Origin of the sequence: Phenylobacterium sp. (assembly GCF_025351295.1) — a bacterium.
Lineage (GTDB): Bacteria > Pseudomonadota > Alphaproteobacteria > Caulobacterales > Caulobacteraceae > Phenylobacterium.
The window spans coordinates 15,550-30,480 of sequence record NZ_JANXWD010000058.1 but is presented as its reverse complement, the minus strand read 5'-3'; the positions used below and the strand labels follow the sequence as shown (position 1 = coordinate 30,480).

The window sequence follows — 14,931 nt, the reverse complement described above, 5'->3', positions numbered from 1 at the left end:
TTCGGCGATTCATCGTGTCGGGCGATGGCGCCACGCGGGCAATTTCCAATAGTCAGTAAGTATCGCGTCTGACTTCTAATTCAGTCAAAGTCGTATCCTTAGAAACGTCGCTATTTTTGCCATTTCAACGCTTTTACGTGTTCAATACCATAATATAGAAAATATGCTCGTTGGGGGATGCTCTAGTGACTTGCGCAAATACTGATCATCAGGCGTCTCGGACTGCGTGTCGTCTCTGCCGCGATTTTCTCGGCGGCTTCAGCTCCGGCGACCGAGGATGACGGGTTCGGCCCAGCCGCCGCCGACTAAGATTACCCGCGTGGCGGTCGCCAATCGGGGAGAAGCGGCAATGCGCTTCCTCAGAACGGCGCGCAGCTGGTCAGGCTGCCACCGGACGCCTCTGGAGACCGTGGCGCTATACACGTACGCCGACGAAGGCGCGGCCTTCACGCGCGTGGCCACGCGCGCCGTGTGCCTCGGCGAACCTGTGACGCGCGGCGCAGACGGGCAGTCATTCAGCACCTATCTCGACATCGACAAGGTCATCGCCGCCGCCAAGGCGGCAGGGGCCGATGCACTATGGCCGGGCTGGGGCTTCGCATCGGAGAGGCCGGAACTGGTCGAGGCCTGCGCGGCCGCGGGCCTGGCGTTCCTGGGTCCGCCGGCGTCCGCCATGCGGGCGCTTGGTGACAAGATTGCCGCCAAGCGGCTGGCGGAGTCCTGCGACGTGCCCGTCAGTCCCTGGTCCGGCGGGGCGGTGGACGAGGCAGGTGCGACCGAATGGGCCGAGCGCATCGGCTATCCGGTGCTGCTCAAAGCCACCGCGGGCGGCGGCGGTCGTGGCATCCGGCGCGTCGAACGACCCGGGGAGATCGCCGACGCCCTCCGGTCGGCCGCCGCCGAGGCGGCCGCAGCCTTCGGCGACCCCTCCATCTTCGTCGAGGCCCTGGTTACCGAAGCCCGGCACATCGAGGTCCAGATCCTGGCGGATCAGCATGGTGGTGTCTGGGCGCTAGGCACACGCGACTGTTCCATGCAGCGGCGGCGTCAGAAGATTCTGGAAGAGGCGCCCGCCCCCGGCCTGACGCCGGAGGTCGAGGCGGCGCTATGCGCTGCGGCGGTCCGGCTGGCGCGCGCCTGCGGCTATGTCAACGCCGGCACGGCCGAGTTCCTGCTGCTTCCCGATGGCCAGACCTTCTACTTCTTGGAGATGAACACCCGCCTGCAGGTCGAGCACACCGTCACCGAGGAGGTGTACGGGATCGATCTGGTCGCTCTGCAGATCGACATCGCCAGCGGCTTGCCGCTGGGCGATCGGCCGCCCGCGCCGCGTGGCGTCGCCATCGAGGCGCGCCTGAACGCCGAGGATCCGGATCAGGATTTCGCCCCGCGCGCGGGGCGCCTGCTACGCTTCCGCCTGCCGCACGGACCGGGGGTGCGGGTCGATTCCGGCTACGCCACCAACAATGTGGTCCCCACCCATTTCGATTCCATGCTCGCCAAGATCATCGCGCACGGCGCGACCCGCGACGAGGCCTTGGGGCGGCTGGAGGCCGCGCTCATCGAGACTGAGGTCGTGCTGGATTGCGGTCTTTCCAACCGCGCCCTGCTGGTCGACCTTGTGGGACGGAGCGCCTTTCGCTCCGGCGCCGTCAGCACCGCCTGGTTGGACGCTCATCTGCTGAGCCGCCCGTCCCCGGCCGACCGCGCTCACCTGGCTGCCGCCCTCGCAGCGGCCGCGATCGACGACGAGCGCCGCGTGCGCGCTGGACAGGTCGCCAACTTCGTGGAGGAGGCGCAACGCAGCCTCCCCCGCACGCTCCCCGTGCAGGGACCGTTGAGCCTTCGCTATGAATTGGCCGGAGGCACGATCGAGGTCGAGGTGGCGAGCCTGGGCCCGCAGGAAAAGCGCGTGCGCAGCGGACCCTGGGAGGCGCGCGTCCAGACCGAGCAGATCACCGACTGGACCCAGCATCTCTACATCGGCGGCGAGCGCTTCGTCGCCGTCTGCTGTGCGACGGCCTCTGACGTGCAGGTGGAAGTGGAGGGGGTCGCCCATCGCTTCCGGCGCGTTTCCGACGGTCGCGTGCGGGCCATGCTGCCGGCGGCGGTGGCGCAGGTGCATGTGGGAGTCGGCGATGTGGTCGCCCCCGGCGACCGCTTGGTGACGCTTGAAGCCATGAAAATGGAGACCGCGGTCGTGTCCCCCGTCGCCGGGTCGGTCAGGGCCGTCCTTGTTCGGCCCAGCGGCCTTGTCGCGGCCGGGGACGTGATCGTGGAACTCGACCCCGCCCCGGACGGCGGGACCCAGGCGGCCGCAGCGGCGCCGGGTTTGCCGCCCTTGCGCGCGGCGCCGCCTGAGCCCCTGCGCGTCCTCGAAAGCCGGCTGCTGGGGTTCGACGTGACGGCCGACGAGGCCGGGACTGCGATGGACGCCCTCCGGGTCGGGCCGCCCCAGCCTCGCGCGGCCCTGATGCGCCTGGTCCGCTCGGCTGTCGTCCAGGAGCAGCTCTTCAAGTCCGGGCCCTACGACGATGCCGTCAACGCGTTGGGCGAGAGCAGCCTTTCGCAACTGGCGTGGTTTGCCCACCACAGGCGTCTCGCGGAAGAACGGTTGTCGGCGCGCATGATCCGCCGCCTGAAGCGCTTCCTTGACCTGCACGGTCTGCGCGACGACGCCGATCCGAGGGTCCCGTCAGCCCTGATGCGGCTCTTCCAGGCGCGGGAGGCCGAGGGTTCGCAGAGCCGCCTGCTCCTCGAGCTTCTCCACGCCCTCGCCCGCTTGCCGCCCCCCGAGGCCACCAGCGATGCAGCCGGCGAGACCGACCCGCCCGTCGAGCAGAGGGTGCTGTTCGAGAAGCTGGCGGGGGAGGCCCTTCAACGCGGCGATCGCCAGGTCGCGACGGCGACCTGGAACCTCGTCCATCTCTGGCACGACCTGCCGGCCCGGCAACGGGCGAGCGGGGCCGACGCCGAGCGCGCGGCCGGGCTCTGGGCGCGGAGGCACGCCGCGGGCTTGACGGATCTGCCCCTGGATGTGCTGGCGAACTCCGTCCCCGACGCGCCTGGGGCGGCGGACCTCGCGCTGTCGATCCTGCTTGCCCGCTTCTACCCCGATCGGGTCGAGGCATCCGCCGAACCTGTCCAAGGGCGAATCCCGCGCCGGATTGCACGGGCTGGAGGAAGGGCGGAGATCGCGGCCTTGTGGCTCGCCGATCCTGCGGACTTCGTGGCGGCCCTGAGGGCGCTACCCAGCGATGTGGAAGCCGACGTCTGGCTTCGCTCTGCGCCGTCGCAGACGGTGCTGGCCACGGCGGCCGGCGATCGGCGCGCCCGTTGGACCGCCCTCTGGGTTGAGGCCGGGGTGCTCCGCGCTTCGACCTGGCGGCCGGTTGGCGAGACGATGCGCGAAGTGGAGTTCCTGGCGGACCTGCACCCGGCCGATCCCATCGCCCGCGAGCTCGCCCGCTACTCCGCTTTCGCTCTACGCCGGGAGCCCGCGCCACCCGGCGTGGCCGTCTTCCGCGCGACGGCGGGAAAGGACGAGCGCCTGCTGGCCTTCGCCAGGGTCGAGACATTCGCGCCCGTGGTCGAGGGCGATTTTGTCAGGGTGCCGCATCTGGAGCCGGTGTTTCTCGAGGCCGCGCAGGCTTTGCGCGACAGCCTGCGGACCGCATCGGGACGCGGGCCGGAGATGAACCGCATCGCGATGTTCGTCCGCCCACCGGTCAACCTTACCCAACCGCAGCTCCAGGCCCTGGCGACACGCCTGGCCCCGGCCAGCCTGGATCTCAATCTTGAGACCGTCTCGCTTGTGGGCCGCTTCACCTTTGGCGAGGGCCATGCGAGCGAGCGAGCCGTCGAGTGGCGCGAGTCGCTCTCGATGGGCCCGCGTATCCAGGTCGTGCCGCCAAGGGACGGCCAGATAGCCATCCGCTCGCTCTTCGAGCAGAAGGTGCTGGGCGCGCGCCGACGCGGCCTGTTCCATCCCTACGAAGTCGTCACCTGGCTGACGGCGCCGAAGGAGCCCGGCGGGCCACCGCGCGGGTCGTTTGAAGAACTGGAGCTCGACGGGCCCACCGGAGAGCGCCTCGTCGACGCGCCACCTCGGGCTTGGGGTGAGAATCCGGCCGCCGTCGTCGTGGGCCTGGCGACCAATCCCTCGCCCCGGTTCCCCGAAGGTCTTACCCGCGTCCTGATCATCGGCGATGCGACGATGGAGATGGGGGCGCTGGGCGAAGCGGAGTGCCGGCGCATACTTGCCGCCTTCGACCTTGCCGAGGCGCGAGCCCTGCCGGTCGAATGGGTGGCGATCTCATCCGGGGCGCGGATCGCCCTAGAGTCGGGGACGGAAAACCTCGACTGGACGGCCGCCGTGCTGCGCCGGATCATCCGCTTCACCCAAGGCGGCGGCGTGGTGAACGTGATCGTCGACGGGCCCTGCGTCGGCGCCCAGTCGTACTGGAACGCCGAGGCGACCATGCTCATGCACTGTCGCGGGGCGCTGGTCATGACCCCGCGCGGCTACATGATCCTGACCGGAAAGCGGGCCTTGGAGGTGTCGGGCTCGGTAGCCGGCGCCACCAATGAAGCGATCGGCGGGCTGGATATAATGTTGGCGAACGGCGAAGCGCAATACGCCGCCGGCGACCTGCATGAAGCCTACGATCTGCTTCTGACGCATTACGAGTACACCCACGTTATGCCGGGTGAGGCGCGCGCGCGCGCGGTCGCAAGCCGTGACGCTTCGGACCGGGACGTTCGCGCCGAGGCCTACGACGGACCGGGCGGCTTCTCGCGTGTCGGCGCGATCTTCGACGAGGCGACCAATCCTGGCCGCAAGAAGCCTTTCGCCATCCGCCCGGTGATCCGCGCGGTCGCCGACCGGGATGCGCCCCTGCTCGAGCGGTGGCCCGGGTGGGCCGACGCCGAGACCGCGGTGACCATGCTTGGTCAGCTGGGCGGCCAGCCGGTGTGTTTCCTGGGTATCGAGTCCCAGCCGGTCGCCCGCCGCGGCAGCCGGCCGGCCGACGGCCCGGCGGCCTGGACCAGCGGAACCCTGTTCCCGCAGTCCTCGCGCAAGGTCGCCCGCGCCATCCGGTCGGTCAGCGGGGTCTGCCCGGTGGTGATCCTAGCCAACCTTTCCGGTTTCGACGGCTCGCCGGAATCCATGCGCGAACGCCAGCTCGAATTCGGCGCGGAGATCGGCAAGGCCGTGGTGGAGTTCGACGGCCCCATCCTGTTCTGCGTGATCTCCCGCTACCACGGCGGCGCCTATGTGGTGTTTTCGCGCCGCCTCTCGAACGACCTGAGGGCCATAGCCCTGGAGGGCAGCTTCGCAAGCGTCATCGGCGGCGGCGCAGCCGCGGCTGTCGTCTTCACCCGGCAGGTCGCCGAGCGGGTTGAGGCCCATCCTCGCGTCAGGGCGGCGCGCGCTGAGTTGGCGCAGGCGACGGAAGGCGGTCACCGCGCGGCGCAGGAGCGCTACGAGGCGGTTCGCGCCGACGTCGAAGCTGAGGCGCAGGCCGCTTTCGCCCGCGAGTTCGACACCATCCACAGCGTCGCCAGGGCGCTTGACGTCGGTTCGCTGCACGAGGTGCTGCCGGCCGATCGGTTGCGGGCGACGCTCTGCGCGAGCCTGGCCGGTCCGGACCACGCACCGTCTTCGCCGGCTGTGATCGCGGCGGTGGACGCATGAGACCGGGAGCAAGGGAGCTCTAATGCTCGATACCGTAGAACACGCGGACGTCCGGCCCGCCGCGGCGACGCCGCGCCGTGCCGAGGTCAACCCGATCGCCGACCGGGCGGCCTTCGACGCCGCCCGCGCAGCCTGTCGCGCCGACCCGGGCCGCTTCCACGGCGAAATGGCCCGCCGCAATCTGCACTGGTTCGCGCAGGACCTGGGCCCGAACGGCGCCTGGATCACCTTCGACGCCGCCAGCAGGGCCTGGTCAGGTTGGGATGCGGCGACCGCCGCGCCGGTGACGCCGAACCTCCCCCCGCAGTTCCAACCCTGGACCCGCGCCTTCAACGACGACGACGCGCCCTTCTTCCGATGGTTCGATGGCGGCCTGACGAACGCCGGCTTCAACGAGGTCGATCGGCACGTGCTTGCGGGCCTGGGCGACGAGCCGGCCTTCATCTTCGAAGGCGACCGTTGGGACCAGTCGGTGAACGGCGGTCGCGGCGGACCGGTCGTCGAACAGATCGTCAGCCGTCGACGACTGCTCCTCGAGGTCGCCCGGGCCGGGATCGTCCTGGAGACGCTGGGGCTGGAGCGGGGCGACCGTATCGCCCTGAACATGCCCAACATTCCCGAACAGGTCTACTATACCGAGGCCGCCAAGCGGCTGGGCATCATCTACACGCCGGTCTTCGGCGGCTTCTCGGACAAGACCCTCTCCGACCGCATCCACGACTCCGGCGCGCGCGTGGTCATCACGGCCGACGGCGGCTTCCGCAACGCCCAGATCATCCCGTTCAAGAAGGTCTACACCGACGCGGCCCTGGACAACTATGTGCCGGTCGCCGCGGCTTTGTCGGTGCTCGAGGCGGAGCTCGCCCGGCTCCTGGCGCCGCCGGCCGCCGCGCTGATCCTCAGCCGGGCGGCCGAGACGCTGGCGGGAGAAATCACCGTCGAGCGCAGCGACATCATGCGCGGCGTCGGCGCGGCTCTGGCCGAACTCGTCGATTCCGCGGTGCTCGATGCGGAGGCGGCCAGCGGCGTTCGCACCGCCATCGCGCGCGCACTCGTGGCCGCGCCGCCGCGGGTCGACGCTGTCGTCGTCGTGCGCCACACCGGCCAGGGCGACGTGCAGTGGCGGCCGGAGCGTGACCGTTGGAGCCACGACCTGATCGGCGAGGCGACCGGGCGGCTATTGGAAGGCGCGCGCGGGGCGGGCCTGGATGTGGCGGACGAGGCGGCTCTGCTGGCGCTGGATGACACCGATTTCGTGCGCGCCATCTGGGCCAGCGCCGCGCCCGTGGCGCTGGACGCCGAGTTCCCGTGCTTCATCATCTACACTTCGGGCTCGACCGGTAAACCCAAGGGCGTCGTCCACGTCCACGGCGGCTGGCTTTCCGGCGTGATCGAGACCCTCCGAATCGCGTTCGACGCCCGGCCGGGCGATGTCATCTACGTCGTCGCCGATCCCGGCTGGATCACCGGCCAGAGTTACATGATCGCCGGCGCGCTCGCGGCGGGCGTGACGAGCGTCCTGGCCGAGGGCGCCCCGCTGTTCCCCTCGGCCGGTCGCTTCGCCGCGACCATCGCCCGCTACGGCGTCCAGATCTTCAAGGCCGGTGTCACCTTCCTGAAAGCGGTGATGCAGGACGCGCAGAACGCCGAGGACGTCCGGGCCTACGACCTCTCGGGCCTGCGCGTGGCCACCTTCTGCGCCGAGCCCACCTCACCGTCGGTGCAGCAGTTCGGCATGGAGCTGATCACCCCCTGGTACATCAACTCCTACTGGGCGACCGAGCACGGCGGGATCGTCTGGACCCACTTCTTCGGTAACCCGGATTTCCAACTGCGCGCCGACGCCCACGCCTGGCCGTTGCCATGGATCGAAGGCGAGGTCTGGGTGGCCGATAAGGAGATGCCGGACGGCAGGGCCATCGCTCGTCCGGCCGATCCCGGCGAAAAGGGCGAAGTCGTCATCGCCGCACCCTACCCTTACCTCGCCCGGACGATCTGGGGCGACACGGCGAACTTCCGGGTCGAGGGCGCGCGCATCGCCACCGCCTGGAAGGGCGACGCGAAGCGCTACGCCGAGACCTACTGGAACCGCTGGCAGGGCCGCCTCGCCTACACCCAGGGCGACTTCGCCATATGTCACGAGGACGGCAGCTTCTCGTTCCACGGCCGCAGCGACGACGTGATCAACGTATCGGGCCACCGGCTGGGAACCGAGGAGATCGAGGGCGCGATCCTGCGCGACCGCCAGATCAATCCGGACTCTCCCGTCGGCAACGTCATCGTGGTGGGGGCGGCCCACCGCGAGAGTGGCCTCACCCCGATCGCCTTCGTGCGGCCCGTCGAGGGACGGCGGCTCGGACCGGACGACTATCGCCGCCTTACCGAACTGGTCCGGCAGGAAAAGGGCGCCACCGCAGTGCCGTCCGCCTTCATCGAAGTGTCCCAATTTCCCGAGACCCGCAGCGGCAAGTACATGCGCCGCATGGTGCGCGCGATCGTCGAGGGCGCGCCGATCGGCGACGCCTCGACCTTGCGCAATCCGGAGTCGCTGGACGAAATCGCCAGCGCCGTCGAGCAGTGGCGCATCCGCCACCGGCTCGGCGAGGACCAGAAGAGCTTCGAGTATTTCCGCTACTTCCGCGTCCAGTATCACGGCCCAGTGCAGGGCCCGCGTATCGCGGCCGTCACCTTCAGCAACCCGCCGGTCAACGCGCTCAACGAGCGCGCACTGGACGAACTGAACACCGTCGTCGATCACCTGTCGCGGCGCGAGGACGTCGGAGCCGTCGTGTTCACCGGCGAAGGTGCGACCTTCGTCGCCGGCGCGGACATCCGCCAGATTCTGGAGGACGTCCACGGTATCGAGGACGCCCTGCCCCTGCCCAACAATGCGCACCTTGCCTTCCGCAAGATCGAGCGCATGGCCAAGCCCGCGATCGCCGCAGTGAACGGAGCCGCGCTGGGCGGCGGCTGCGAGTTCGCGCTGGCGTGCCACTATCGCCTGGCCGAGCCGACCGCGACCTTCGGCCAGCCGGAAATCCGCCTCAACCTGCTTCCGGGTTATGGCGGCACCCAGCGGCTGCCGCGACTGCTGGCCGACCGGCGCGGAACAGAAGGACTGGAAGACGCGCTGGCCCTGATCCTGGGCGGCCGCTCCCTGACCGCTCTAGAGGCCGCCGCAGTCGGCCTTATCGACGCCGTGGCAGACTCCGCCACCGGCGTCCTGGGCGCGGCGGTCGAACTTGCGGTGGCGGCGGCGCGCGGAGATGGCCCGGCCGCTCAGGCCTGGCGCGATCGCCGCGATGCCCTTCCGCGCTGGAACGCCCCCGGCGCGCCGGACATCGGGGCCGCGGTCGACAGCGACGACGTCGTGCGCCTGCTGCGTCATGCGCGGCTGGTCGGGCGCGAGGCGGCGGCTGAGCGAGCCCTCGAGGCCGTGGTCTTCGGCTGGCGGGAGGGACTGGAGGCCGGGCTCCAACATGAGGCTCAGCTGTTCGCGCGGGCCGCCGCCGACCCGCAGGGCGGAAAGCGCGGCATCCGCGACTTCCTCGACCGCAAGAGCGCACCCCTGCCCACGCGGCGTTGGTTCGAGCCCACGTCGGAAAAGCGCGACCAGCTCCTCGCCGAGGGCCGACTGCTGCCCGTCGGCGCGCCCTTCTTCCCGGGTTTCACGCCCCTTCCGACCCACCAGCATGCCTTCGGCGTGACGCGCGATCCGAAATCGGGCGCCCCTCAGCACGACGTGCCGGCGAAGGCCGAGCGCGAGATCATCGTACCGGTGGACGAGCCGGGCCCCAACGAGGCCCTGGTCTACGTGCTGGCCTCCGAAGTGAATTTCAACGACATCTGGGGCATCACCGGCGTTCCGGTCTCGCCCTTCGACAACCACGACCTTGACTATCAGGTGACCGGGTCGGGCGGCGTGGGTCTGATCGCGGCTCTGGGCGGCGAACTTCGTCGGGAAGGCCGCCTCGCCATCGGCGACCTGGTGACCATCTACGCGGGGCAGACCGACCTGCTCTCGCCGCTGGCCGGGCGCGATCCGATGTTCGTCGACTTCGCCATCCAGGGCTACGAGACGGACACCGGAAGCCACCAGCAGTTCCTGCTGGTTCAGGGTCCGCAGTTGAACCCCGCCCCGTCGGACATGCGGCTCGAGGCGGCCGGGGCCTATACCCTCAACCTTGGCACCATTGTCCGCGCCCTCTTCACCACCCTGCGGATCGAAGCGGGTCGGTTGCTGTTCGTGGAAGGGGCGGCGACGGGCACTGGCCTGGACGCGCTCAAGTCTGCCGCGCGCAGCGGCCTCGACGTTGTCGGCCTCGTCTCCAGCGAGGAGCGCGCCGCCTTCATCAGGACCCAGGGCGCGAGGGCGGTCCTCAACCGGCGCGACCCGGCCTTCGCCGATCTGTTCACGGCCGTTCCGGACGAGGCGGAGGCCGCGCGCGCCTGGGAAGCGGCCGGCCAGCCCCTGCTCGAAACCTGCCGCGCCCAGACCGGCGGGCGCCTGCCGCACTATGTGGTTTCTCACGCGGGCGAGACGGCGTTTCCGCGCTCCTTCCAGCTGATGGAGCCCGGCGGGACCCTGACCTTCTTCGGCGCATCCAGCGGCTATCGGTTCGGCTTCATGGGCAAGGCGGGCGTGGCGGCCCCGCGCGAGATGTTGCGCCGCGCCCAGCTGCGGCCCGGCGAGTCCGTGCTGATCTACTACGGCGTCGCCGACGCGGGCGAACTCATCGACGAGGTGGGGCTGGAGATGATCGAGGCGGCCCGGGCGGCGGGCGCGCGCATCGTCGTCGCGACCCTGGCCAATGGCCAGCGCGAGTTCGTCCAGTCGCTGGGCTTCGGCGACAGCGTGCGCGGCGTGGTCACCATCGAGGAACTCCGCCGCCGCGACGGCGACGACTTCGACTGGCCCGCCTTCCTGCCGCACATGCCCGACGCCCGGCACGAGCCGGCCGCGTTCAAGGAGATCGTCCGCGCGTTCCAGGAGCGGACCACCAAACCCTTCGGCGCGGCGGTCGGCCGTGTGCTTCGATCCGCCGACAATCCCCGTGGCGCCCCGGACGTCGTCTTCGAGCGCGCGGGTCACGATGCACTGGGCGTTTCCACGGCCTTGGTAAAGCCGTTCACCGGCCGCGTCGTCTACGCCGAGGACATGTCCGACCGTCGCTTTACCTTCTATGCGCCGCAGGTTTGGACACGGCAGCGCCGCATCATCATGCCCAGCGCGACCATCGCCGGCACGCACCTCTGCAATGCGTATGAAGTGGCCTGGATGAACGAGATGCTGGCCGCGGGCTTGTTGGACGCCACCGAGCCCACCGTCGTGCCCTGGAGCGAACTCCCGCAGGCCCACCAGGCGATGTGGGAGAACCGTCACCAAGGCGCGACGTATGTTTGCAACCACGCCTTGCCGGCGCTTGGGCTGCGGTCGCGCCGTGAACTATTCGAGGCCTGGGCCGTCGCCCCGGCCGCATCCCTTGGGGATTGAGTCATGACTGATAACATCGAACTGGACACCGCGCCCGCCACCCAGGAAGCCGTCGCCGTTGTCGGCTCCGGCCGGCTCGCGGGCAAGGTGGCGCTCGTCACTGGCGCTGCCGGAAACTTCGGCAGCCACATCGTCGAGAGGTTCCTCATCGAGGGCGCTCGAGTCGTCCTCACCGGCCGCAACCTGGATAAGCTGAACGCGGCCCGCGCGCGCCTGGTCGAGGCCGCCGGCGTGCCCGATAATTCCGCCATCGCCTTGCGCATGGATGGCGCGGATCCCACCGACGTGCGTGCAGCGATTGCCGACACCCTCGACCGCTTCGGTCGTCTCGACGTTGTGGTCAACAACGCCGGATCCTCGGGCCCGAAGCGGCGACTGGCGGACGTGCCGATCACCCGCCGGGAGCTGGGCGGCGAGAGCGAGACCATGGGCGATGCCGCGCGCAACCTGCTCGCGGTGCCGTGGAACGTGGCCCGCGCCGCCGCCCCGCACCTCAAGCCCGGCGCGTCGATCATCAACGTCTCGACGATCTTTTCCCGCACCGAATACTTCGGCCGCACCGGCTATGTGGTGCCCAAGGCGGCGATGAACGCCCTCTCGCGACGCCTGGCGGCGGAGTTCGGCGCCCACGGCGTGCGGGTGAACACCGTCTATCCCGGCCCCATCGAGAGCGAGCGGATTCGCACGGTGTTCTCGGCCATGGATCAACTCCGCGAGCAGGCGGAGGGCGCGACGGCCGGTGACTTCTTCCGGCGCATGACGTTGTCCCGCGCCTTCGGCGACGAGCCGCCGGAGCACACCTTCCCCGTCGTCGCCGACGTGGTCAACGCCATCCTCTTCCTGGCCAGCGATGAGTCGGCCGCAATCAATGGCCAGGACCTCGAGGTTACGCACGGCCTGGAGACCTCGCCGGACTCCAGCGCGATGATTCTCGACCGGCCGGGCCTTCGCACCGTGGATGGAGCGGGTTCCTACGTTCTCGTCGTCGCCGGCGACGACCTGCAGGACGCCCTCGCCGTGGCGCGCATCCAGGCCGGTTGCGGCGCCAAGGTGATTTTCGGCGCTCCCAGCGGCGCCCATCTGCATGCCTCGATGCAGAGCCTGCGCACCGGCGAGGACGAGGCGCAGATCGTCCCTGTGCTCGCCGACCGCACCAGCCCCGAGACGCTCGCCGCCGTCCTGCGCGAGCACGGCGGCGACGGCCGCCTGAGCTCCGCCATCATCTTCCCGGCCATGCGCCGGCGCGCGCTCAGCGGGCCTCTGCGCGAGGCGCTCGATTCCGACGTGGACGCCTTCATCGACCGTGAACTTGTCGGAGCAGTCACCGTGGCGCGCGAGCTGACGCGCTATTGGAAGGGTTGCGAGGGGCTCGACCGCACGCCACGCGCCATCTTCCTCACCCACGGAGACGACGGGCACGGCAACGCCTACGCCGAGCTCTTGCGAGCCGCGGTCGGCCAGCTCGCGCGCATCTGGCGCGACGAAAGCGCCCATGAGGCGTCGCTCGGCCATCGAGGACATGCGGAATGGGTTCACCAGGTCGTCCGGTATACCAACACCGAGCCGGAAGGACTCGCCTTCGCGGGCGGTGAGGCCGCTCGCCTGATCTTTAAGGATCGCCGGGCCGTACCGATCGACCTGGTCCTGCCGCCGTCCCTCAGCGAAGCCACCGGCGCGCGACGCAGCGCGCTTGGATGGACCGAAAACCTGCTCGGCCTGCACAAGGGCAAGGTCGCCCTGATCACCGGCGGCTCCTCGGGCATCGGCGGCCAGATCGCCCGGCTGCTGGCGATCGCGGGCGCGCGGGTGATGCTGGTTTCCCGCGGCGCCGAGCAGCTGCAGGAAATGCGCGACCGGATCGTGGAGGAACTCGAAAGCAGTGGCTATTCCGGCGGTCGCCGCAGGGTGCAGATCCTCGCGGGGGTGGACGTGGCGGACCTTGCCTCGGTCGAGCACGCGGCGACGGTGACGCTGAAGACCTTCGGGCACGTCGACTACCTGATCAACTGCGCGGGGATCGCCGGCGCCGAGGAGATGGTCGTAGACATGCCGTTGGATGCCTGGCGTCGCACGCTGGACGCCAACCTGATCTCCAACTACGCCCTCATCCAGCGCCTGGCGCATCATATGAAGAAGCGTGGCGCGGGCTATGTGATCAACGTCTCGTCCTACTTCGGAGGCGAGCGCTATGTCTCGATCCCCTACCCGAACCGTTCCGACTACGCGACGTCGAAGGCCGGACAGCGGGCCATGGCTGAGAACCTCGCCCGCTTCCTGGGGCCGGAAATACAGATCAACGCGCTCTCGCCTGGACCGGTGGAGGGCGAACGCCTTCGCGGCGCGAGCGGTCGGGCCGGCCTCTATGAGCGGCGCGCGCGCCTGATCATGGAACGGCGGCGGCTTGGCGCGGTCCACGCCCTGCTCGTCAAGGCGTCCCGCGAGGGCGCCGCCGTTGGGCCGCTGCTCGAGCGTCTGGCCGAAAACCGCATCGCCGACCTCGCCGCGGATCCGGCCGCGCCAGACTCCGTGCGGGACGCGCTGCAGCGGCTGTCGGCGGAGGGGAAGGAAGGCGCCAGCTGCGGGGAATACCTGCTCACGCCGGTCATTGCCGAGAAGCTCATCTCGCGGCTTTCGCGCGCCGGCCTGTTCCTGGCGGAAGCGGACAAGGGCGCGCGGTTCAGCGAGGCCTGGCTCAAGGGCATCGTCCCCCCGCCCGAGCCCTTCATGCCGCCGACCGCCGTATCCAAGGAGGCGGAACGTATTCGCGGAAGCGTGATCTCCCTGCTGCATCTGCAGCGCATGCCCACCGAGCTGGAGGTGGCGCAGGCCACCGTCTTCTACCTCGCCGACCGGGCCGTCTCGGGCGAGAGCTTCCAACCCTCGGGCGGACTTTCGGTTGAACGCTCCAGCACCGAGCGGGAGCTCTTCGGCGGCACTCGGCATGAACGAATCGAGGCGCTCGAGGGGCGAACCGTGTGGCTGGTGGGCGAGCACCTGACTGCGCATCTCGCCCAGGCCGCAACCGCGTTCGTGGCCGAAGGCAAAGTCGGCCAGGTCGTCCTCGTGACCCGCTCCGAGGCAGGCGCCGCTGCGGTGCTGGATGCAGCGGGGCCGGAAGTGGCCGCTGTCAGCCGTACGATCGTCGCTGGAGACGATCTGGAGGCCGCATTGGCGCGCGCTCTGGAGGAGGGCGGCGCAAGCCCGGCCACGGTCATCTGCACGCCGTTCGATCCCCTGCCCGACGCCATTTTCGATCCGACCTCCGAACAGCAGCCGCTGGACACCGCCGGCTTCCGCCAGCTTGTGGAGGCGAACCTGACCCACCACTTCCGCGTCGCGGCCCGGGCGGCCCTGTTTGACGACGTGCAACTCGTCTTGGTGGCGCCGGACGTGCCCGCTGGCGGCAGCGCAGAGGCCTTCGCCCTGGCCAACTTCGTCAAGACGACCCTGCACTCGTTCACCGGGACGCTGGCCGTGGAATGCGAGCGGATCGTCAACAATGCGGTGGTAAACCAGATCAACCTCACACGCCGCGTGCGCAGCGAGGAGCCGGCGAACCAAGCCGAAACCGAGGAGGAGCTTGCCAGGTTCGGGCGCGCGGTCCTGCTTGCCGGCGCCCCCATTCCCCATCTTCAGGACAGCCGGTACCGCTCACGCATCTATCGCGGTATGGCCATCACTGTTTGAGAACGGACAGCGTCATCCCCATTGGCGGTAGCCGTCGGCTTGGAAATGACCC

3 protein-coding genes are annotated in these 14,931 nt (G+C 69.7%); all 3 read left to right on the top strand.

Going from position 1 to position 14,931, the window contains the following annotated elements; translation table 11 throughout:
- The first annotated feature begins 319 nt into the window (after nt 1-319).
- The 3 genes from Q0R13_RS08860 to Q0R13_RS08850 are packed head-to-tail and all read left to right on the top strand — an operon-like array spanning nt 320 to nt 14,879.
- The gene (locus Q0R13_RS08860; protein WP_293902599.1) at nt 320-5,698 is read left to right on the top strand and encodes a carboxyl transferase domain-containing protein; all 5,379 of its coding nucleotides are present in this window, start codon (nt 320-322) and stop codon (nt 5,696-5,698) included.
- A 22-nt stretch (nt 5,699-5,720) separates the two neighbouring features.
- Nucleotides 5,721-11,192: an AMP-binding protein gene (locus Q0R13_RS08855; RefSeq protein WP_293902596.1), complete on the top strand. Its 5,472-nt coding sequence runs from the start codon at nt 5,721-5,723 to the stop codon at nt 11,190-11,192.
- 3 nt (nt 11,193-11,195) lie between these two features.
- Nucleotides 11,196-14,879: an SDR family NAD(P)-dependent oxidoreductase gene (locus Q0R13_RS08850; protein WP_293902593.1), complete on the top strand. Its 3,684-nt coding sequence runs from the start codon at nt 11,196-11,198 to the stop codon at nt 14,877-14,879.
- Nucleotides 14,880-14,931 lie beyond the last annotated feature (52 nt).